At 68.2% G+C, this 19,722-nt stretch carries 13 protein-coding genes; 6 read left to right on the forward strand and 7 right to left on the reverse strand.

The window, feature by feature from the left end; genetic code table 11:
* Positions 1–6: 6 nt before the first annotated feature.
* The gene (locus G6O54_RS08915) at positions 7–2,439 is read left to right on the forward strand and encodes a LamG domain-containing protein (protein WP_165223435.1); all 2,433 of its coding nucleotides are present in this window, start codon (positions 7–9) and stop codon (positions 2,437–2,439) included.
* 31 nt (positions 2,440–2,470) lie between these two features.
* Entirely contained in the window at positions 2,471–3,748 is a 1,278-nt protein-coding gene (locus G6O54_RS08920) for an MFS transporter (RefSeq protein WP_165223437.1), read from the forward strand.
* A gap of 70 nt (positions 3,749–3,818) precedes the next feature.
* Here the strand turns inward: G6O54_RS08920 and G6O54_RS08925 are convergent, their stop codons facing one another.
* The 6 genes from G6O54_RS08925 to G6O54_RS08950 all read right to left on the reverse strand — a co-directional run bounded on the left by G6O54_RS08925 (position 3,819) and on the right by G6O54_RS08950 (position 9,497).
* Entirely contained in the window at positions 3,819–4,376 is a 558-nt protein-coding gene (locus G6O54_RS08925) for a Uma2 family endonuclease (protein WP_165223440.1), read from the reverse strand.
* A 104-nt stretch (positions 4,377–4,480) separates the two neighbouring features.
* Complete coding sequence (locus G6O54_RS08930; RefSeq protein ID WP_165223443.1) at positions 4,481–4,723, reverse strand: hypothetical protein; 243 nt, start codon at positions 4,721–4,723, stop codon at positions 4,481–4,483.
* Between the two features lie 104 nt (positions 4,724–4,827).
* A complete protein-coding gene (locus tag G6O54_RS08935; protein WP_165223446.1) occupies positions 4,828–5,148 on the reverse strand; it encodes a helix-turn-helix domain-containing protein in 321 nt (106 codons plus the stop codon).
* A 2-nt stretch (positions 5,149–5,150) separates the two neighbouring features.
* A complete protein-coding gene (locus G6O54_RS08940; protein ID WP_165223449.1) occupies positions 5,151–5,519 on the reverse strand; it encodes a type II toxin-antitoxin system RelE/ParE family toxin in 369 nt (122 codons plus the stop codon).
* Between the two features lie 109 nt (positions 5,520–5,628).
* Positions 5,629–8,541, reverse strand: coding sequence for an excinuclease ABC subunit UvrA (gene uvrA / locus G6O54_RS08945; RefSeq protein WP_165223452.1), 2,913 nt, complete (start codon positions 8,539–8,541; stop codon positions 5,629–5,631).
* 2 nt (positions 8,542–8,543) lie between these two features.
* Positions 8,544–9,497, reverse strand: coding sequence for a hypothetical protein (locus tag G6O54_RS08950; protein ID WP_165223455.1), 954 nt, complete (start codon positions 9,495–9,497; stop codon positions 8,544–8,546).
* Between the two features lie 850 nt (positions 9,498–10,347).
* Between G6O54_RS08950 and G6O54_RS08955 the strand changes: the two genes are divergently transcribed.
* The 4 genes from G6O54_RS08955 to G6O54_RS08970 all read left to right on the forward strand — a co-directional run bounded on the left by G6O54_RS08955 (position 10,348) and on the right by G6O54_RS08970 (position 16,675).
* On the forward strand, positions 10,348–12,897 hold the full coding sequence (locus G6O54_RS08955) for a serine/threonine-protein kinase (RefSeq protein ID WP_205678715.1): 2,550 nt from the start codon (positions 10,348–10,350) through the stop codon (positions 12,895–12,897).
* Positions 12,898–13,177: 280 nt separating this feature from the next.
* A complete protein-coding gene (locus tag G6O54_RS08960; protein ID WP_165223478.1) occupies positions 13,178–13,801 on the forward strand; it encodes a sigma-70 family RNA polymerase sigma factor in 624 nt (207 codons plus the stop codon).
* Positions 13,802–14,272: 471 nt separating this feature from the next.
* Positions 14,273–15,391, forward strand: coding sequence for a DUF1559 domain-containing protein (locus tag G6O54_RS08965; RefSeq protein ID WP_165223729.1), 1,119 nt, complete (start codon positions 14,273–14,275; stop codon positions 15,389–15,391).
* Positions 15,392–15,520: 129 nt separating this feature from the next.
* On the forward strand, positions 15,521–16,675 hold the full coding sequence (locus G6O54_RS08970) for a TlpA family protein disulfide reductase (RefSeq protein ID WP_165223481.1): 1,155 nt from the start codon (positions 15,521–15,523) through the stop codon (positions 16,673–16,675).
* A 118-nt stretch (positions 16,676–16,793) separates the two neighbouring features.
* Here the strand turns inward: G6O54_RS08970 and G6O54_RS08975 are convergent, their stop codons facing one another.
* Complete coding sequence (locus G6O54_RS08975) at positions 16,794–19,715, reverse strand: protein kinase domain-containing protein (RefSeq protein WP_165223484.1); 2,922 nt, start codon at positions 19,713–19,715, stop codon at positions 16,794–16,796.
* Between the last annotated feature and the right edge of the window lie 7 nt (positions 19,716–19,722).

The following is a 19,722-nucleotide window of genomic DNA, read 5'->3' on the forward strand; positions in this document are numbered from 1 at the left end:
TCGCCGATGTCCGGGCCGACCCGACGCGAGTTCCTCACCGCCGCCGGCGCAATGGCCACCTCGGCGATCGCGGCCCGCGAGCCGCACGCGGCGGAGCCCCGCGCCGCCTCCCGGCCGGCGGCGATCCCCCCGCACACACCGCAGATCGTCGAGGGCATCCACGCTTATGCCGATCGCGTCAGCGTCGACGCGGGGGAACTGGCCCGATTCCACGTGAGCAGCTCGTATCCCTACGAACTCCAGGTCTGCCGCCTGGGCCTCGACATCGACGGCCCCGGTCGGGACGAGGTCGCGCACGACTTCGGCGCCTCGACGGGCGCCGTCCAGCCGATCCATCCGGGCTCTTATCTGTTCATCGACAAGCCGCTCGACCCCCAGGCCCCGCTCGCGGCGCTGACGCTGGAGGTTTGGGTCCGCCGCTGGAGGACCACCGGCCGACAGGCGATCCTCGGCCAGTTCGACGAGCCCGATGCGTGCGGATTCGGCCTGTTCGTGAACGAGGACGGGGCGCTCGGCTTCTACCTCGGCGACGGCGGCCCGTTCGAAGCTCGCCACCTCCACACGACGCCCCCCGGCCAACTCCGGATGGAGATCAATCCGGAGGGCCTGAAGCACTTCCCGGACAACACGCCGAGCTCGGTCGCGTCGAACCGATGGCATCACGTCGTGGCGCGATTCGACGGCACCTCGAAGTCAGTCTGGGTCGACGGGCGCGAGGTGGCCGGATGGCCCGTGTCCATCAAGGCCCGGCCGGGGGCCGCCGCGCTCCGGATCGGTGCGGGGGGACATAAGGGCGAGGCCTCGGCGTTCCTCGATGCCGACATCGCCATGCCGGCGATCTACGGCCGGGCGCTGTCCGCCGAGGAGATCGGGGCCGGCTTCGCCGCGAAAGGGCTCAAGCGTCCCGCCGACCCGGCCCTGCTGGCGTGCTGGCCGCTCGACGAGGAGCGGGGCGACCGTGCGGCCGACGCCTCCCCGCACGGCCGCCATGCGCGAATCGTCAACCGGGGGACCTGGATGATCGGGGGCCCGGGCTTCGACGCCGACGTCCCCCGATTCGGCACCTACGACCCGTCGACCGACCCGAAGCGTGGCCACGGCTTGCGGCTGGCGTCCGATGACCTCTACGACTGCCGATGGACGCCGACGCACGAATTCCGGATTCCCGAGGCCGCCCGCTCCGGGGCCTACGTCGCTCGGTTCCGCTTCAAGCTCGACGGGCAGGAGCGGCTCTATCACAGCGTCTTCGTCGTCAAGAAGGCGCCGGCCCGGCCCAGGGCGCCGGTCGCCTTCCTGTTCTCGACGAACACCTGGCGGGCCTATTCGGCCACGCCGTTCAGCCCGACGTGGCCGGGCCTCAGGAAGTCGATCGGCAACAACGGTTTCGCCAACAGCCCGGGCGAGCCGCCCGCCTACTGCTTCTACCGGCCGCACCGGGCCGGCCAGGGGACTTACCACGTCGGCTTCCGCATGCCCTGGCCGGTCGTCGGCCCCTACACCAGGATGGGCCCGGAGGAGTGGGATTACAGCCACCTCTGCCGCCAGGATCGGGCCACGCAGACCTGGCTCGAGGCCAACGGGTACGATCACGACGCTCTCAGCGACAACGACCTCCACCTCGACCCGAACGTGCTGGACGGCTATCGGGTGCTGTTCGTCGTCGGCCACAGCGAATACTGGTCGTCCGAGGCGATGGAGACGGTCTCGCGATTCCTCGACCGAGGCGGGAATGTGGTCGTGCTCTCGGGGAACACGGCGTTCTGGCGCGTCTCGCTCGACGAGGAGGCGGGCGTACTGGAGTGTCGCAAGGCGGACGCGCCGGGGACGCAGGTCCGGGCCGACCGCCGGGGCGAGGCGTGGCACAGTCACGACGGCCGCCGGGGCGGCATGGCGCGCGAGTGCGGCTACCCCGCGTGGAAGCTGTTCGGGCTGGAGTATCTCTCGCTCGAGGGGGTGGGCACGCAGGGTGTCGGGCCATACCTGGTCCGTAATCCGGACCATTTCCTCTTCCGGCGGCCCATCGACCTGGGCCTCCGCGCGGGCGATGCCCTGGCCGCCGCGCCGGCGAGGTCCCTGCCGCAGCCGATCGGGCACGAGGGGGACGTCCGGGTCTCAACCCTGGCGAAGTTCCTGGTCGAGCCCGCGCCGCCGGGGGCCTCGCAACCGACCGAGGACCCGGCCGGGATGACGCTCCTGGCCGAGGGGTACGCCGACATCCGCAAGGTCGCCTTCGCCTGGGATTACTTCCAGCGCTGGGTCCCGCCCGGCAAGGGGCCGATGATCCCCGTCGCGGCCGAGTTGATCTACTGGGAGCGTCCCGGCGGCGGTCGCGTCTTCCACGCCGGGTCGATCAACGCCGGGTCGTTGCTCGCCCTCGACCCCAGGTGGTCCGGCCTGCTCAAGAACGTCCTCAGCTATTTCGGCGTCTCGCCCCGCTGATCGGTTCCTCACGATCCCCTGGAGACCGCGCGTGGAAACACCCTCGGAGGCGCCGGCAAGCCGGCCCGGGACGATCCCGCTGCTGATGCTGGTCGTGGCCTGCGGGCACTTCAATCGGCTCGCCATCGCCGTGGCCGGGGCAGAGCGGATCATCCCGGACTACGGCCTGAGCACCGAGCGGATGGGCCTGGTCTACTCCGCCTTCCTGCTGGCCTATACCGTCATGATGGTCCCCGGCGGCTGGTTCATCGACCGCTTCGGGGCGAGGTCGGCACTCCTCGGGCTGACGATCGGCTCGACCTTCTTCGTCGCCCTGACGGGGATCGCCGGCCTGCTCGCGGAGGACGCCGCGGCGCTCTGGCTCGGACTCCTCGTCGTCCGGACCGCGCTCGGCGCCGTGAATGCCCCGCTGCACCCGGCGTCCGCCCGGACGGTCGCCGACCGGGTTCCGGCGCGGTCGCGGGCCCTGGCGAATGGGCTGGTCACGTTCGCGGCCTGCGTCGGCATGGCGGCCACGTATCCGGTCTTCGGGACGCTGATGGATCGCATCGGCTGGCCGACCGCCTTCCTCGTCTCCTCCGGACTATCCCTGGCCGTGACCCTCGCCCTGGCCGGCGGGTTGCGGGTGAGCCGGCCGACGATGGTCCACGCGGCCTCGCACGACCCGGCATCGGCGAGCCGCGTCCTCCGGCGACGGGGGGTGATCTGCATCACGATCAGCTACCTGGCCTTCTGCTATTTTCAGTATCTCTTCTTCTACTGGATGGAATACTACTTCGAGACCATCCAGGGACTGAGTCGCGAATCCGCCCGGAATGATTCGACGATGATCACGCTCGTCATGGGGGTGGGGATGATCGCCGGGGGCTGGCTCTCCGACCGGGCCCCTCGCTCCCTTTCGCCCCGTGCGCGGCGGGCGCTGGTGCCCGTCGTCGGGATGCTCGGGAGCGGGATCGCGTTCGAGTTCGGACTGTTCGCGCCGGGGCCGACGGCGACCCTGGCGGCCTTCGCCGTCGCGGCGGCCTTCACCGGGGCGTGCGAGGCGGCCTTCTGGACCACGGCCGTCGAGCTGGGCGCCCCGCTGGGCGGCACGGCCGCCGGGTTGATGAACATGGGCGGCAATCTCGGCGGGATGATCTCCCCCGCGCTCACCCCGTTGCTCGGCTCGCTGTTCGCCACGGCCTCCGATCCCGACTCGGGCTGGCGGACGAGCCTGGCCATCGCCGGCGGGATCGTCGTCGCCGGCGCCGCACTGTGGCTGGGCATCGATCCGTCGCAAACCGAAAGGGATCCGGGCGCCGAACCATAGCAACTCGCCCCGATCATGTGCGGTGCGGCGGCCAGATCACAACCGACTTCCCTTGGCGGTGCGGCTCGGTTCAGGGGAAGAGTTCGGCCGTGGGGATCGGGGCGAAATCGACGTCGTCGAGGCGGAGGGGCAACGTCTCGTGCTCGGTGATCGTCGTGCGGAGTAGCAGGCCCTGGGGCCCTCCCTGGTAGACTTCCGTGACGCGGCGGCCCAGGTCGACGATCCAGTAATCCCCGATCCCGGACCGGGCGTACGCGCGGCGCTTGGGGCCGGAGTCCTTGGCGTAGGTCGTGTCGGAGATCTCGACGACGAGGGCGACGTTGCGATGGTCGGGGGTGCGACGAGCGTACCGGGAGCGTGGGCCGCGTACCACGACGAGGTCGGGGATCGGCTTCCAGTGCCGGGAAAGGATGAGGGGCTTCTCTTCGCGGACGGTCCAGTCGCTCTTGGGGAGGCGTTCCCGCAGGAGATCGCCCAGCGCCGTGACGGCGTTATCGTGGGCGGGGCCGGTCGTCATCATGACGAGTAATCCATTGAGGAGCTCGACCTTCCGATCCGCGAACGTTCCCGCCGCGCCCAGGGCGTCGTACCCGGCGACGTCAAGCCGATAGGGAGTGATCTTGCGCATCGGCGACTCCGTCTGGAAGGGATCGTGGCCCTTTCATCATACCGCATGAACGTCCCTCGCGGCCCTCCCAGCACTCGAGAGTGGACGGTCCTGACTACCGGCGCTCATCCCCAGATGCTCTGAATCGTCTCGCTCGTGTCATCTTTGAGGAACGTCTCAATGGCGCGAAGGACCTTCGACAGGTCCGAACGGGCGGCCTCCTTCGGTTCCACCTGATACAGCCCGTGGTTCACCGTGGTCCGTGTCTCAGGGTTCGTAAGGCCGAGTCGTTCGGCCTGTCTCAGGCAGTTCGTGGAAAGTTGCCACTGACCGATGTCCTTACCTCGGAACTCCAGGATGATCGACATGGCGTTTCCGGGCTCGCCGGGATGGTCTGGTATGAAACAATGGAAAAGCTCCGATGTGAAGCCCGAGGGCGGTTGCGGGCCGAGGGGCTGGGCTTGCGTGGGCGTCATGGCTCGGATCGGAGCGGAAGGAACCGGATCTCGACGCGTCGATCGAGGGCGGCGGCGATGCGACGCAGCATGGGCAGGGAATGGCCCTTGTAGTCGGCGTCCTCCAGCCGGCAGATGACGGAGGCGGTCGTGCCGACCAGCCTGGCAAGCTCCCGCTGGCTGAGGCCCGCCCTGGTGCGAAGCTGGTAGATCTTGCGGGCCACCTCGTCATCGGCCCTGGCCTCTTCCAGAGCGGCGAGCCGCTCCGGCTTGCCTTCGTAATACCTGCGGTGCATGGCCTCGATGGCGTCATCTGTCGGCGGCCGTTTTCTCGGCATGGTCAACCCTCTCGATAGGTGTGACGGCCAGGATCCCTCGCAAACTGCTCTTTCGCCGTGACGGCGCGGTCGATATCGCCGGGCGGAACGCGTTTCTCTTTCGCCAGGCCATGAGACACCACGGCGGCAACTTTATCGTGAAAGAAATAGAGCATGCGATAGTTCACGCTGCCGACTCGAACGCGAAGCTCGTGAATCCCATCGCGCAGGTAATCGGCCTCCGGGCGGCGAAGCTCATGACCCAGTTCCCGAAGACGCTCCAGCTTGACCCGGCATTTATCCAGCGCCTTCTCCGGCAAGTGGTCGAACCATTCGAGGACCGGAACGACGCCTTCATCATCCTGGAAAAAGACGACGTGAGTTCGAGGCATCCTCCCACCTCCCTTGGCCATTGTTCGCATCTTTGCGAACGATGGTCAAGTCGAGAGGTCCTGGGGGGCATGCAAGGGCCCCGAAGGAGAGCGGAACAGCCTTCGCCGATCAGGTTCGGGCTCGCCTCGACTTCGCCGTGGGAGCTCGACCTCGCGAGTGACCCATCACCTCGGCCAGGAAGCGGCCGGTGTGGGAGGCCATGCAGGCGGCGATCTCTTCGGGGGTGCCGGCGGCGATCAACTGGCCCCCCTTGTGGCCCCCCTCGGGGCCGAGGTCGATGACGAAGTCGGCGGTCTTGATGACGTCGAGGTTGTGCTCGATCACGAGGACGGAATGGCCGAGATCGATCAGGCGATTGAGGCTGAGCAGCAGGCGATCGATGTCGGCGAAGTGGAGGCCGGTGGTCGGCTCGTCGAGGATGTACAGGTTGTGCTTGCCGCGCTTGAGCTTCGCCAGCTCGCCCGCGAGCTTGACGCGCTGGGCCTCGCCGCCGGAGAGGATCGTGGACGGATGGCCGATCGTGAGGTAGCCGAGGCCGAGCTCGTTGAGTACCGAGACCTTGCGGGCGATCACCGGCTGATCCTCGAAGAAGGCGACGCTCTCCTCGATCGACAGGTCCAGGACCTGGGCGATGTTCTTGCCGCGATATTCGACCTCCAGCGTGTCCTGGCTGTATCGCGCGCCCTTGCAGGTCGGGCAGAGGACCTCGACGTCGGGCATGAACGAGAGCTGGGTCGTGATCGTCCCCTCGCCGGTGCACTCCTCGCACCGGCCCCCCTTGACGTTGAAGCTGAACGTCGACGCCGTGTAGCCGCGCTTCCTCGCCTGGTCGGTCTCGGAGAAGAGGGTGCGGATCGCGTCGTAGAAGCCGATGTAGGTCGCCGGATTGGACCGCGACGACCGGCCGATCGGGGACTGGTCGACGTCGATGACGTCGTCGACGTGCTCCCCCCCGGTGAGCTCGTCGTGCTCGCCGGCGAAGACGCGGCTGTCGTGGATCAGGGAATACAGCCGCTTGTAGACGATGTCGTGGATCAGCGAGCTCTTGCCCGATCCGGACGCGCCGGTGACGCAGACGAACTGCCCCAGCGGGATCTCGACGCGGAGGCCCTTGAGGTTGTTCTGCCTCGCCCCCGCGACGACGATCGACTTCCCGAGCCCCGGCCGGCGTCGGGCCGGGACCTCGATGGCCTTCCGGCCGCTCAGATACAGGCCCGAGAGCGACGACTCGTCGTCGAGGATCTGCTCGACCGTCCCCTCGGCCACGATCCGGCCGCCGTGGACCCCCGGGCCGGGGCCGATCTCGACCACGTGATCCGCCGCCCGGATCGTGTCGGCGTCGTGCTCGACGACGATCACGGTGTTGCCCAGGTCGCGGAGCCGCTTGAGCGTCTCGATCATCTTCGCGTTGTCCTTGGGATGCAGCCCGATGCTGGGCTCGTCCAGGACGTAGAGCATCCCCATCAGGCCCGAGCCGATCTGGGAGGAGAGCCGGATCCGCTGTGATTCCCCGCCCGAGAGCGTGGACGATCGGCGATTCAGGTTGAGGTAATCGAGGCCGATCGCGATCAGGAGCTCGAGCCGGGTGCCGACCTCGCGGACGATCGTCTCGGCGATCGCCGCGTGCCGGTCCGTCGGCCGGAGCGATCGCAGGAAGTCGAGCAACTGGACGAGGTGCATCTCGCCGATCTCGAACAGGTTGCGGCCCGACACCGTCACCAGCCGGCGCGACCGCTTGAGCCGGGCGCCGCCGCACTCCGGGCAGTCGTATTCGACCATCACCTTCTTGAGGTATTCGTCCATCCCGGCGTTCGACGTCCCCTGCTTGCGGTACTGGCGGTACGAATGCTCCAGTTGGTTCACGATCCCGTTGAACTTGATCCGCTTGCCGACGTGCTGTTGCCCGAGCTTCGCCCCCGGGGGGAGCAGGACCTCGAACTGCTCCCCCCTGGTGCCGTGGAGCAGCACCTGGACGTGCCGCTCGGCCAGGTCCTTGAACGGCGTGTCGAGGCTGAACCCGAAGTGCATCGCCAGGCTGTGGAGGATCCGGCCGCCCCAACTGTCGCGGTTGTTGCTCATCGCCGCGGCGACGAAGGCCCCGTCGTTGATGGATCGGCCGGGGTCGGGCACCAGGAGCGCGGGATGCACCCGCATCGCCGTCCCGATGCCCGAGCACGTCGCGCAGGCGCCGGCCGGATCGTTGAACGTGAACTGGGCCTGGTTCATCTCGCCGGCGACGAGGCGATGGCGCGAGCAGCCGAAGCCCTTGTAGAACCGCTCGTGCTCGGCGCCGGCCTTCTTCGGCCTCGTGATGTGAAAGCCGAGGAGGCCGTCGCCGAGCTTCAGCCCGTGCTCGAGCGAGGTCACGATCTGATGGTCGATCCCCGGGCCGATGACGAACGTGTCGATCACCGCCTCGATCGCGTGGTCCCGGTCCTCGTCGAGCTCGATGTGGTCCCCCAGGTCATGCGGCTTGCCGTCGATCCGCGCCCGCCGATATCCGTTGACCCGGATCTGGTCGAAGAGATACTCGTAGTCCTCGCCGTGGATCTTGTAGACGGGCGCCCGCACTTCCACCTCGGCGCCCCGGGGCAGCGACAGCAGGTGTTCCATCATCTGATGCGGCGAGCGGACGGCGAGGGCCTCGCCGCACGACGGACAGTGCGGCGTCCCCATCGTCGCGTACAGCATCCGCAGGTAGTCGGAGATGTCCGTCATGGTGCCGACGGTCGACCGCGGGTTCGACCCGACGGTCTTCTGGTCGATGGAGACGACCGGCGAGAGCCCATTGATGAAGTCGACGTCCGGCTTCTTCAACTGGCCGATGAACCGCTTCGCGAACGTCGACATCGACGCCAGCAGTCGCCGCTGACCCTCCGCATAGATCGTGTCGAAGGCGAGCGACGACTTGCCCGAGCCGCTCACGCCCGTGACGACGACGAGCCGGTCGCGCGGGATCTCCACGTCGACGTTCTGCAGGTTGTTCTCGCGGGCACCGCGGACCTGGATGGTCGTTCGCATGGCTAGGCCTCAAGGATGTAGGCCGGCTCTTCCACCCGTCCCAGGCTCCGTTTGGTCAGCTTGAACGGGGCGGAGACCTTCTGCAACAACCCTTTCCGCTCGAGCCATTCGCAGGCCGCCTCCAGGTGCCCCGGGTGCATCTGGGTGAAGGCGAAGTGGTCGCTCATCTCCGACAGCGGCACGACCCGGTTCTGCTTCTTGAGGAACGCCAGGAGCGGCTTCATGTGCTCGCGATGATGCGCCTCGAGATACCCCTCGATCGCGTCCAGCGCCGCGGCGAGCACGCGCCGATTCTTCCGCTTCGCGAGCACGTCGAGGTAGATCGGCCGGAACAGCTCGGGGTCGCCTTCCATGGCCCGATAGATGACGTCCTGCTCGCAGATCTCGCCTCGCCGGATGATCTCCGTGTGGGCGACGCTGTGCGCGGCCGAGAGGATCCCCTGGGCCGCCAGCTCGAGATCCCCCTTCAGCTCCAGCCGCTTGCGGGCGTGGCGAAGCTCGTCGATGGTCCAGGTCGAGAAGACCAGCAGCTCGCGTTCCCGGTCCTTGATCGCGACCTGGTTCGCCTTCTCGAACCAGCCCTCGATCGAGGGATCCTTGCTGTGGACGATCTCGCGATGCGCGAAGAAGTTGCACGAGAAGGCGGTCCGCGACATCCCCTCGACCATCTGCTTGAAGCGGGTCCGGGGGATCACCTCGGCGTGGATGTTGATGCCGTCCTCGACGAGGATCCGGAAGATCCGCGGGTCCTCGCCGTCGCTCGGGAGCCGCCGGCTGACGCCGTCGGCCTCGATGATCCACAATCCGAGCCGTTCCCGCGCCCAGATCGTCTCGGCCGACAGGCTCCGGACCATAACGACGGCGAGGACGTACCGATCCTCCGCGACCCGTTCGAGGAACCGCCCCAGCGCGGCCCGGAAACGAGCGACTTTCGAGGCATCTTCTTCGTGGGTCATTCGCGCCTCCGGGCCCCGGGGCAACTCGATTCCCGTCATTTTTCCGAACGACATCTGTTCCAGTCTATCGGCCGTGGATGGGCCCCTGGTGCAGCCGAACAGGGAACGCGTGTCGAGTTGCCCGCCCTGGGTGCCGGCCGGTCATCCCCGGACAGACCGCGAAGCTCCAGCGTGATCGACATGGATATTTTATCAGATGGTCAATGTTCATGGAGTGGGGGCGTGTGGCCCGCTTCCGGTGGCGGCGGGGCGACCCACCCGGGTCCCAGGCTGTCCCTCCTCGTCGGGCATCAACGGCAACGCCCGCGAGCTTCGCCCCGGCGTACCATCGCAGTCCCGACGCCGAACGGCCGCAGCCCGTCGACCAGGGGTCGTGTCGACCCTTGATGGCATCAGCCTCGAGGGGAGTCCATCGAGCAGGTCCGGGCGATTGCCGCCGTCCAGGAGCACTGGACGGATCGCCGCAGATTTCGTCTCCGTCCGTTTCTGCGGTCCTATCTCCGACTCTCGCTGCCCATCCTGGACAACCTCCTGGGAGGTGTTCTGGCCTTATGTTCATGATGCGAGCCCTGGCCGATTCGGCTCGCGCGAGGTTACAATCGCAGGCATCAGGAGCCGAACGCCGGGGTTTTCGGCGCGGCTTTGCCGATGGCCATCGCGGGCCTCTTCGTGTCTCGGATCCGACCGTTCGATCCCTATCATCCACATGAAGCATCACTGATCAGCACGCCGAGAGACACGAGCGATGTTCAATCCGGAAGGGCTCGGCCTACCCAGCGTCTCGCCGCCTCGGGAATCCGAGGAGGGCGAGGCTCGCGTGTCCGCGACCCGAGCGGTCGCCGATGAGTCCATGCCTCGCATTCGTTCCGCGGACGGCTCGGCCGTGGGAGGGAACGATCTCGATCCGGCCCTGCTGCTGCTCTTCGACGAACTGGCGAGGAGGATCGACGCGGGCGAGGCGATCGACGCCGAACAGGTGGCGATCGAGTACCCCCGATGGTCTGAGGAGATCCGCGTCCTGCTACCCACGCTGTACGGAGTTGCGGCATTGGGGCGTGACCACAGGGGGGCCGGGCCCGTCCTGCCGGCGGGGGGCCGCGACGCCGAAGGTCGGAAAGTCTTCGGCGACTTCCGAATCGTCCGCGAGATCGGCCGAGGCGGGATGGGGGTTGTCTACGAGGCCGAGCAGGTCCCGCTTGGCCGTCGCGTGGCACTGAAGGTGATCGCACCGGCCGCGGCGCTCGACCCGCGAGCCGTGCAGCGATTCCAGCTCGAGGCACACGTCGCGGGGCTGTTGCAGCATCCGAACATCGTGCCCATCCACGCGGTCGGCGCGGTGGGCGAGACGCCCTATTACGCGATGCAGTATGTCGACGGGGAGAGCCTCGCGCATTTGATCATCGAGCTGCGGGGATTGACGGAGGTCCCATCGGTGAGCATGGCTCCGCCTTCGAGCCCCCGGGATTCCTCGTCGCGGAGAGGCGGCGGGTGCCCCTCCGAGCCTTCTCGTGACGAGCCTGCGTGGCCCGCTTCCGGCAAGCCTTCGCCTTCCGGCACCCTTGCCCTCGGGCTCCTCACGGGATACTTCGACCCCCGCCGTGAATCCGATGAATCCGGACACACCGCGCGAGGTCCAGGGCCTGCCGACCCCCGCTCGGTCTGCGATCGGGCCTACATCCAAACGATCGTCCGCCTCGGGATCCAGGCCGCCGAGGCGCTGGGTTATGCCCACGACGAGGGGATCATACACCGCGACGTCAAGCCCGCCAACTTGCTGCTCGACATGAAGGGGGACGTCTGGATCGCCGACTTCGGCATGGCCGATGTGCAGGGCGATGCGGGCCTGACGCTCACCGGCGACATCCCCGGCACGCTGCGCTACATGGCGCCGGAGCAGGCGCTCGGCAAGCGGGCCCTCGTCGATCGCCGCACCGACATCTACGCGCTCGGAGCCACGCTGTATGAACTGCTGACGCTGGGCCCGGCGGTGCCGGGCACGGACAAGCAGGAGATCCTGCGCCGGATCGCCGAGGAGGAGCCCCCGCCGGTGCGACGGCTCAATCCGGCCGTCTCGCGCGACCTGGCGACGATCGTCGCCAAATCGATGTCGAAGGAGCCCGCGAACCGGTACGAGACGGCGCGGCATCTGGTCGACGACCTGACGCGTTATCTCGACGGCCGGCCGATCGCAGCGAGGCCGGTCGGCCCGGCGGTGCGGGCGTGGCGTTGGTGCCGGCGCAAGCCCGCGCTGGCGAGCCTTGCCGCGGCACTGGTGCTCGTGCTGTCGGCCGGGGTCGCCGGCATAACCTGGAACTGGCGAGAGGCGGTGCACCAGCAGCGCGAGTCCGAGCGCCGGGGCGAACTGCTGCTCATGTCTCATGAGGAAACCGCTCGGGAACGCGATCTGAAGGAATTGCAGCGGGCCAGGGCCGAGGCCGTCAACCGCTTCCTGATCGATGAGCTCCTAGGCCAGGCCAACCCCTCGAACAACTCGGCCGCCACGCGAATCACGCTGATCGAGGCCCTCGACCGGGCCGAGGCCAAGGTTGGCGCCTCGTTCACGGACCAGCCCGAGATCGAGGCGTCGATCCGGATGGCGATCGGAGAAGCGGAGCACGGCCTGGGCCGATACGGCAAGAGCGAGGCGCAGTACCGCGCGGCGTGGGCACTCCTGGCCGCGCGTCCCGGCGGACCGGGGGCCGACGGGTTCGAAGCGCTCGCGAATCTGGGCGACTGCCTCACCCACCTCGACCGGCTCGACGAGGCGGAGCCGACCGCTCGCCGAGCCGCGGGTGAAATCGAACGGCTGCTCGGACCGCGCCACAAGCTCACGTTGAAGGCGTTGACCTTCCTGGCCAACGTCGAGCAGGTACGCAGCCGCTATCCGGAAGCCGAGGCCATCAACCGACGCGTCCTCGACACCCGACGAGAGCTGCTGGGGCCCAGGCATCAGGAGACGTTGCGGTCGCTGAACAACGTCGGGTGTGTGCTGAAGTCGCAGGCCAAGTTCCGCGACGCCGAGCAGATCTTCCGCCAGTGCCTCGAGCTCCGGCGGTCGACCGCGGGCGACGAACACCCCGATACCCTGACGGCCCAGCACAACCTGGGCGATGTCCTCGTGCTGCTGGGTCGATTCAACGATGCCGAGGCGCTCCTGCGGCCCTGCCTCGACGCCCGCCGGCGAGTGCTGGGTCCCGATCATCCGTACGTCCTCCTGGATATGTTCATCCTCGGCAAGGCCCTCCGCGGGCAGGGCAAGCACGACGAGGCGGAGAAGATGCTCCGCGATTGTCTCGAGGCCCGGCGACGTGTCCTCGGGCCGACCTACCCGGAGACACTTGAAACGGCCGGGGAACTCGACGCGCTACTCAAGGCTCGTGCTACGCCCCCCGCCCGATGAGCCCGCGAGCCGAGGAGGCGGCCATCCAGCGGGCGCCGGGGCACCATCCCCCGGGGAGCCTGGCGCCAAGGATCGAGAACCACATTCCGGCGGAGCCGGCAAAGCCCAATGCTCGAGCTATTGGGCCCACGCCCCCCGCTCGTCGAGCCCACCGAGAGCTTGCCTGCTGCGTGGTTGTAAGTCATTAGTATTGAACAACTTGCGATTTTATCGAAAATTCTTGCAGCGATTCTCGCGGGTTTTACCAGATTAGCTTAGAGACACCGGAGAGCTTCAAGGCATGAGCGACGCGTCACGGGTCACGAGGGAGCTGGTCGAGCAGGCGGGGGAGGGAGACGCCGCGGCGAGGCAAGCCCTGCTCGAACGCTATCGCGACCACCTTTGCCGCATGGTGGCCGCGCGGCTCGACCGTCGCCTGTCGCCGCGGGTCGATGCCTCGGACGTCGTCCAGGAAACGCTCGCCGTGGCCGCGGGCCGCCTCGACGAGTATCTCGAGGAACGCCCGCTGCCGTTCCTTGGCTGGATCCGCGGCATCGCAAACGAACGGGTCACGTATGCACATCGCCAGCATCTCTATGCCCAGCGGCGGAGCGTTTCCCGGGAGAGTCGAGGGCCCAGCCTGGCGCGAGCGGAGGAGTCGAGCGTGGCGATCGTCCCCCAGCTCGTCTCCCCCGAGACCAGCCCGAGCAACAACCTGGCGCACCAGGAGATTCGCGAGCGGCTCAGGGGCGCGATCGAGTCCCTGCCGGCCCGTGACCGCGAGGTGTTGTTGATGCGACATTTCGAGCATCTGGACACCAGCGAGATCGCCGACGCCCTCGGGCTCGCCGAGTCCGGCGTCCGGGCACGCTATTTCCGCGCCCTGAGCCGGCTCCGCATCAGCCTGGAACGCACGGACTTCTGAATAGAGCGTCGAGAGTAACCGACACCCGAACCGCGAAGGAGAGCTTGCAGGTGAGAGGATCATCGGTCCGGACGCCCCCGAATCTCGCGGCCTGCGCGTTCCTCGCTGCCGTCTCGTCGATGACCGCCGGATGTGGCAACTCGGAGTCCCTCTCCGAATCGGAGGTCGCGGCCAACAGGCAGGCGGTCGAGGCCAAAGTAGGCAAGGCCAGGAATGGCGTGGAGTCCAGACGCTTGTTCCGAGACGCCATTCTCAATCCGGACGACGAACCCGCCCCTTCGACGAAGGTCGAGAGGAAGTCCGGCCTGTCACGCAAGAAGTAGCCCGTCCAGAGCCGTCATCCCGCACGACATGCCCCCCCAGCCGAGCCCAGGCTCCGACCGTCTCCGAAGGTGGTCCTCACTCTCCTCCACCCTCCCGCATCTTTACGACATCCATCCGCTCATCTCGGGCCCCGAGGAGTTTCATCCCATGCCATCCGCGTCTTCCCCCCTGCGTCGTCCGCGCGGTTTCACGCTCATTGAATTGCTGGTGGTCATCGCCATCATCGCCGTCTTGATCGCCCTGCTCTTACCCGCGGTGCAGTCGGCCCGGGAGGCCGCCCGGCGCCTTCAGTGCAGCAACAACCTCAAGCAACTGGCCCTCGCCGCGGTGAACTATGAGAACGCCAACGGCTGCTATCCATTCGACGGCCAGGTCGCGATCGCGCCCGACTACATGGTAAACGGCGCCGCGAGCGAGACCATGTTCGTCCGTATGCTGCCATACTTCGAGCAGACTGCGCTGTACAACGCGTTCAACCAGGCCCTCTACGCCAGCGACCCGAATAACATCACGATCTCAGGGGTCCTCGTCTCCACCCTCTTCTGCCCGAGTGACCCCGACGAGCAGCAACCCATCAATCTGTCGGCACCGGATCCGCTGGGTATGGGTTCCCTGGGGGAGAGCCATGGTTTCGTCCTGCCGCCGGGAACCTGGTACCAGTACGGCATGAGCTACCGAGGCTCGGGCGGCCCGTTCAACGGCGGCCTCGGCGTCCGCGGGATGTTCAGTAACACGTCGATGCAGAAGGTCACGATCCCGATGATCACCGACGGTACCAGCAACACATCGCTCTTCTCCGAGGTAAGTTCGGGGAGGTGGGTCGACCCTTCGGGAGGGCGGGGGTCCCTGAAGAACTCGGCCCTGATCGCCGCCTACCGCTCCTTCTGGAACGCGACCGGGGCCGGTGATACCTACAGTTCCCAGTTCGCCCCGAACCCCGGTCGGTATTTCGACGGCAAGTCGATCTACGCCGGCCTCTACAGCAACATTCTCCCATCAAGCCTCCATCCCGGCGGACTCAACCTGGCGATGGCCGACGGATCGGTCCGCTTCATCAAGGATTCGATCAACAGTTGGCCGCTGGTGGATCGGGGCGGCGGCAACCTGGGGGTCAACAAGGCCTGGTACACCGTGTCGTCGGTCTTCAATCCTAACCTGGGGGTCACCGTGAGCACCTTCAGCTATACGCCCCTCGCCAGGCCGGGCGTCTGGCAGGCCCTCGCCACCATCAATCAGGGCGAGGTGATTAGCGCCGACCAGTACTGACCGAGGGCCCGCGCCACGCTCGAACGGGGCGAGGCCCGTGGCGGGGGGATGCCCGGGGCCTTGCCGACTCCGCCCCCGATTCCGTGCCCGGATCGAGTCGACGTCACGGTCATCTTCAGGAGAGCCCGCATGAGATCGATTGTCTTTCGCTTCGCCTTGGTCGTCGCGTCTTCCACCTTCGCTCGGGCCGCCGACGACCCGGTGCCGAAGCCCGCCGACGACAGTCTCGCGGCGCTCGTTCGGGAATATGAGGCCGCGACGAAGGCCTACAGCGACGCATACGAGGCCAGCCTGGAGGCGGCGCGGAAGAAGGGAGGCTCCGCCGTCAAGGCCTTCAAGTTCGACAGGGCCGCGCCGAGTACCGGCTTCTCGCCGAGATTCCTGGCGATCGCCCGGAAGGATCCCGAAGGCCCCGACGCACTGCCGGCCCTCCGACTTGCCATCAAGACGAGCTTCGATGATGACGGGCCCAACCCGTCGGGAGCCGAGGCGGTGAAGCTCCTGCGGAAGTACTATCTCACCAAGCCAGCCATCAAGGACTTCATCGGGTTGCTGGTCATCCGGCACGATGACCTGTCGTGGGAGGTCGTCGACGAGATCGCCGCGAGCCACCCCGACCGCGCCGTTCGAGCCCACGCGCTCAAGCGTAAGCTCGGCATGTGCGAGTCCTTCGCCAAGTTCCTCGATCGATTGAAGGACCCCAAGGTGAAGGCGGGCTGGGAGCAGAGCATCTCCAAGAATCGAGCCCCGCAACAGTATTACAAGCTCGCCCTCCGCGAGGGGCCGAAGGTGGAGGCGCTGAAGAAGACCCTGCGGGAGCAATACCCGGAGTTCTACACGGAACTCGTCGTGGGAGTCTCGGCCCCGGAGGTCGTGATGAAGGACCTCGACGGTAAGACCGTGAGGCTGAGCGACCTGAAGGGGAAGGTCGTCGTGCTCGATATCTGGGCGACCTGGTGCGGCCCTTGCAGGGCGATGATCCCCCACGAGCGAGAGATGGTCGGTCGGCTCAAGGGGAAGCCATTCGAACTCGTGAGCATCAGCGCCGATGACGAACTGAAGACGCTGGCGGACTTCCTCGCCAAGGAGAAGATGCCCTGGACCCACTGGTTCCCCGGCGGCCCGAAGGCCAAGTTCTTCGAGGCGTGGAACGTCAATCACTACCCGACGATCTATGTCCTCGACCCGAAGGGGGTGATCCGCTACATCGATGTGCGGGACGAGACGCTGGAGAAGGCCGTCAACGAACTGCTCAAGGAGATGGAAACCGAGAAGGTCGGCTGATCCTGCCGGATGGCCGTCGCGGTGGGCCGCGTCGAGCCGGGCGCGTCACCGCGACGGATCATCGACGATCTCTCGGTACGTGGCCCTGTCGACCGGCAGGCGGATGGTCGAACAGGCGTCAGGGCTGGGCCGCGTCCCCCTTCCGATCGAGCCCGTCCCCGCCCGAGCCGTGCCCCCGAATTGTGGCTTCCGCCTCCCGCCTCAGGATGTGATAGATCCAGGCTTCGCGGTTGTCGGCCCGGGCCAGATCCCAGTCGTGGCCTCGGACCGCGGCCGTGAGGGATCGGAGCGCCGCGTCGTCTTGCCCCAGGCGTTTCTGCGCCATGGCCTTGATCAGAAGCGGGCAGGGCCCCAGCACGGTCGCGGCCTCGCCGTCGAGCAGCGGGACCGCCTCCGAGAAACGGCCGCGACGATATTCGCCCAGCGCCCTGGCCAAAAGGAAATAGGGCCGGGTCCAAACCGGCGGGGGCGAGGGGCGGCCGGCCAGGGCCCGCTCGATCAACGCGACCGCCCTCTCGGCCTCCGCGGGCGGGAGCGGGAGCAGGAGGCAGGCGCGGCCGATGCGCTCGGCCGCCTGGGGTTCGTCGACCCTCCCGAAGCGCTCGAGGAGGGCGTTCCGCTCCTCGCGGTAGTCGCCTTCATGCCCGAGGAACAGGCAGAACTCGGCGTAGCCGTCGCGAGCCAGGATCGTGTCGGGGGCCGCGTCGATCGCCTTTCGCCAGGTCGCCCGCGCTTCTTCCGGGGGCAAGAGCCGCAGGAACGTCGTCCTCAGGGTCGGCTGGGCGATCAGGAGCCTCGGATCGAGCTCGATGGCCCGGCGGTATTCGCCCATCGCCTCCTCGGCCCGCGACGCCGCGGCGAGTGAGTCGCCGAAGCCGGCATGGAGCAACGCACTGTCGGGGTCGCGCTCCGCGGCCGAGCGGAGCAGCGCGATGGACTCGTCGAGTCGACCGGTGTGACGCAGGTTGTAGGCCAGGTTGTAAATCGGGATGGCGGCGGTCGGGTCGATCCGGAGCGAGGCCCGGAAATACTCGATCGCCTCGCCCGGGCGGCCGCAGGCGGTCAGGCTGCTCCCGAGGTTGTTGCAGCTCACGGCCGTGTCGGGCCGGAGCGACAGGGCTGACTGGTGATAGCGGATGGCTTCCGCATGCCTGCCGGCACGGTTGAGCGCCGACCCCAGCGCCAGGTTCGCCCAGAAGTCGCCGGGCCGGGCTCGCTGGATCTTCTCGAGGAAGTCCAGGGAGTCGCCGCCCGCGGCTCGAAGGTCCCCGGCGATCGCCAGGAGCAGCGGGACGGGCTGGTCGGCGACGGGCGCCGTTGCAACCAGCCGCTCGAGCGAGCCTCGCCCCCTCCGCAGCTCCGGGTCGCGGGCGTCGCCGATCCAGCCGGCGTCCTGCCCGACGACGAGCCTGGCGACGTGCAACGCCCACGCCTTGCGGCCGGCATCAGCCCTGGATACAGGCCAGTCGTCGAGGGCGTCCAGAACGGCGTACCGGGCGTCCGAGCGCGCGACCCGGGCCGCGACGACTTCGGGGGCCTCCTCGGGCCCGCCGAAGCCGAAGCGGCGAAACTCCCGCGCGTAGGCCTCGTCCGCGCCCGCGTCGTCGAACGACCCGCCGATCGATCGGGCCCGGTTCATGCGGACCGCGTCGAGTCGGGCGACCAGCTCGAGGTCGCGACGGGCCCGCTCGACGGCCGCGTGGATCTCCCCCGTCCCGCGCCCGGAGAGGCGTCCCTCGGCCCGCCCGAACGCCGCCCTCGCCTCGGCCCAGCCCGCCCGCTCCATCGCCCGGGCCATCTCGCGGAGGTCGTCCCTCGCGGCGTGTTCGTCGTCGGCCACCTCGACCGCGGCCCGGCGGGCCGCTTCGGCCCGGTCCACGACGATCCAAAGGCCGGCCCCGGCCAGGGCACCGGCGAGCAGGAGGACGCCCCCGAACATCGCGTACCATCCCGGGCTGCGTCGGACTCGTCGCCAGACGCGGGCGGCCCGTCCCTCGGCCTTGGCCTCGATGGCCTCGCCGTCCAGGAAGCGGCGGAGATCGGCCCCGAGCCGCTCGGCCGAGGCATAGCGAAGCGCCGGATCCTTGCTCAGGCACTTGAGGCAGATGATCTCGAGGTCGCGAGGGACCTTCGGGTTGAGCGACGTGGGCGGGGCGGGATCCTGGGCGACGACCTGCCGGATCGTCTCGGCGGGCGTCTTCCCCCGGAAGGGGGGCTGGCCCGTGAGCAGCTCGTAGAGGATCCCGCCCAGGGCGTAGATGTCGACGGCCGGCCCGACGCCATCCGGATCGCCGGCGGCCTGTTCCGGGGCCATGTAGTTGGGCGTGCCGATCACGGCGCCGTTCAGCGTCAGCCCGGAGGCGTCGTCGATCCGGCAGGAGAGGCCGAAGTCGCCGACCTTCGGCGTGCCGTCCGTCTCGAGCAGGATGTTCGCGGGCTTCAGGTCGCGATGGATGATGCCCGCGGCGTGGGCGGCCTGCATGGCACCGGCCAGCGTCAGGACGAGGGCGGCCGCCTCCCGCGGGCCGGTCGGCTTTTCCCGTGCGGCGAGGCTCCCGCCCGCGACGAACTCCATCGCGTAGTAGGGCCGGCCCTCGGCGTCGCCCACGTCGTAGATCTGGACCACGTGCGGGTGGCGGAGGGCGGCCACGGCCTCGGCCTCCCGCTGGAACCGGTCGCGTTCCCGCGGGGACGCATAGGCTCCCGCGATGGCCATCTTGATCGCGACCGGGCGGTTCAGTCGGACGTGACGGGCCCGGAAGACCACGCCCATCCCGCCCCGGCCGAGGAGCGCCTCCAGCTCGTATCCCGCGACGGCCGGCAGGTCAGGGGGCCCTTCGGCGGTCGATGCTTCGCGCGACGGGGACTCGCGCTCGGGCGGGAACCACGAGTCGAGCTCGGCCTCCAGGCGGCGGACGCGGCGCCAGCGGTCGCGGACCTCGGGGAGCAGCTCGGGGAAATCGCTGCAGACCTCCTCCGGCGTCCGGCCCGTGTCGTGCAGTTCCTCGAGCAGCTCGCTGACTCGCAAGTCGGTCGCCACCGCATCA

It is taken from the genome of Aquisphaera insulae (assembly GCF_011064615.1).
In the GTDB taxonomy this organism is placed as follows: Bacteria; Planctomycetota; Planctomycetia; order Isosphaerales; family Isosphaeraceae; genus Aquisphaera; species Aquisphaera insulae.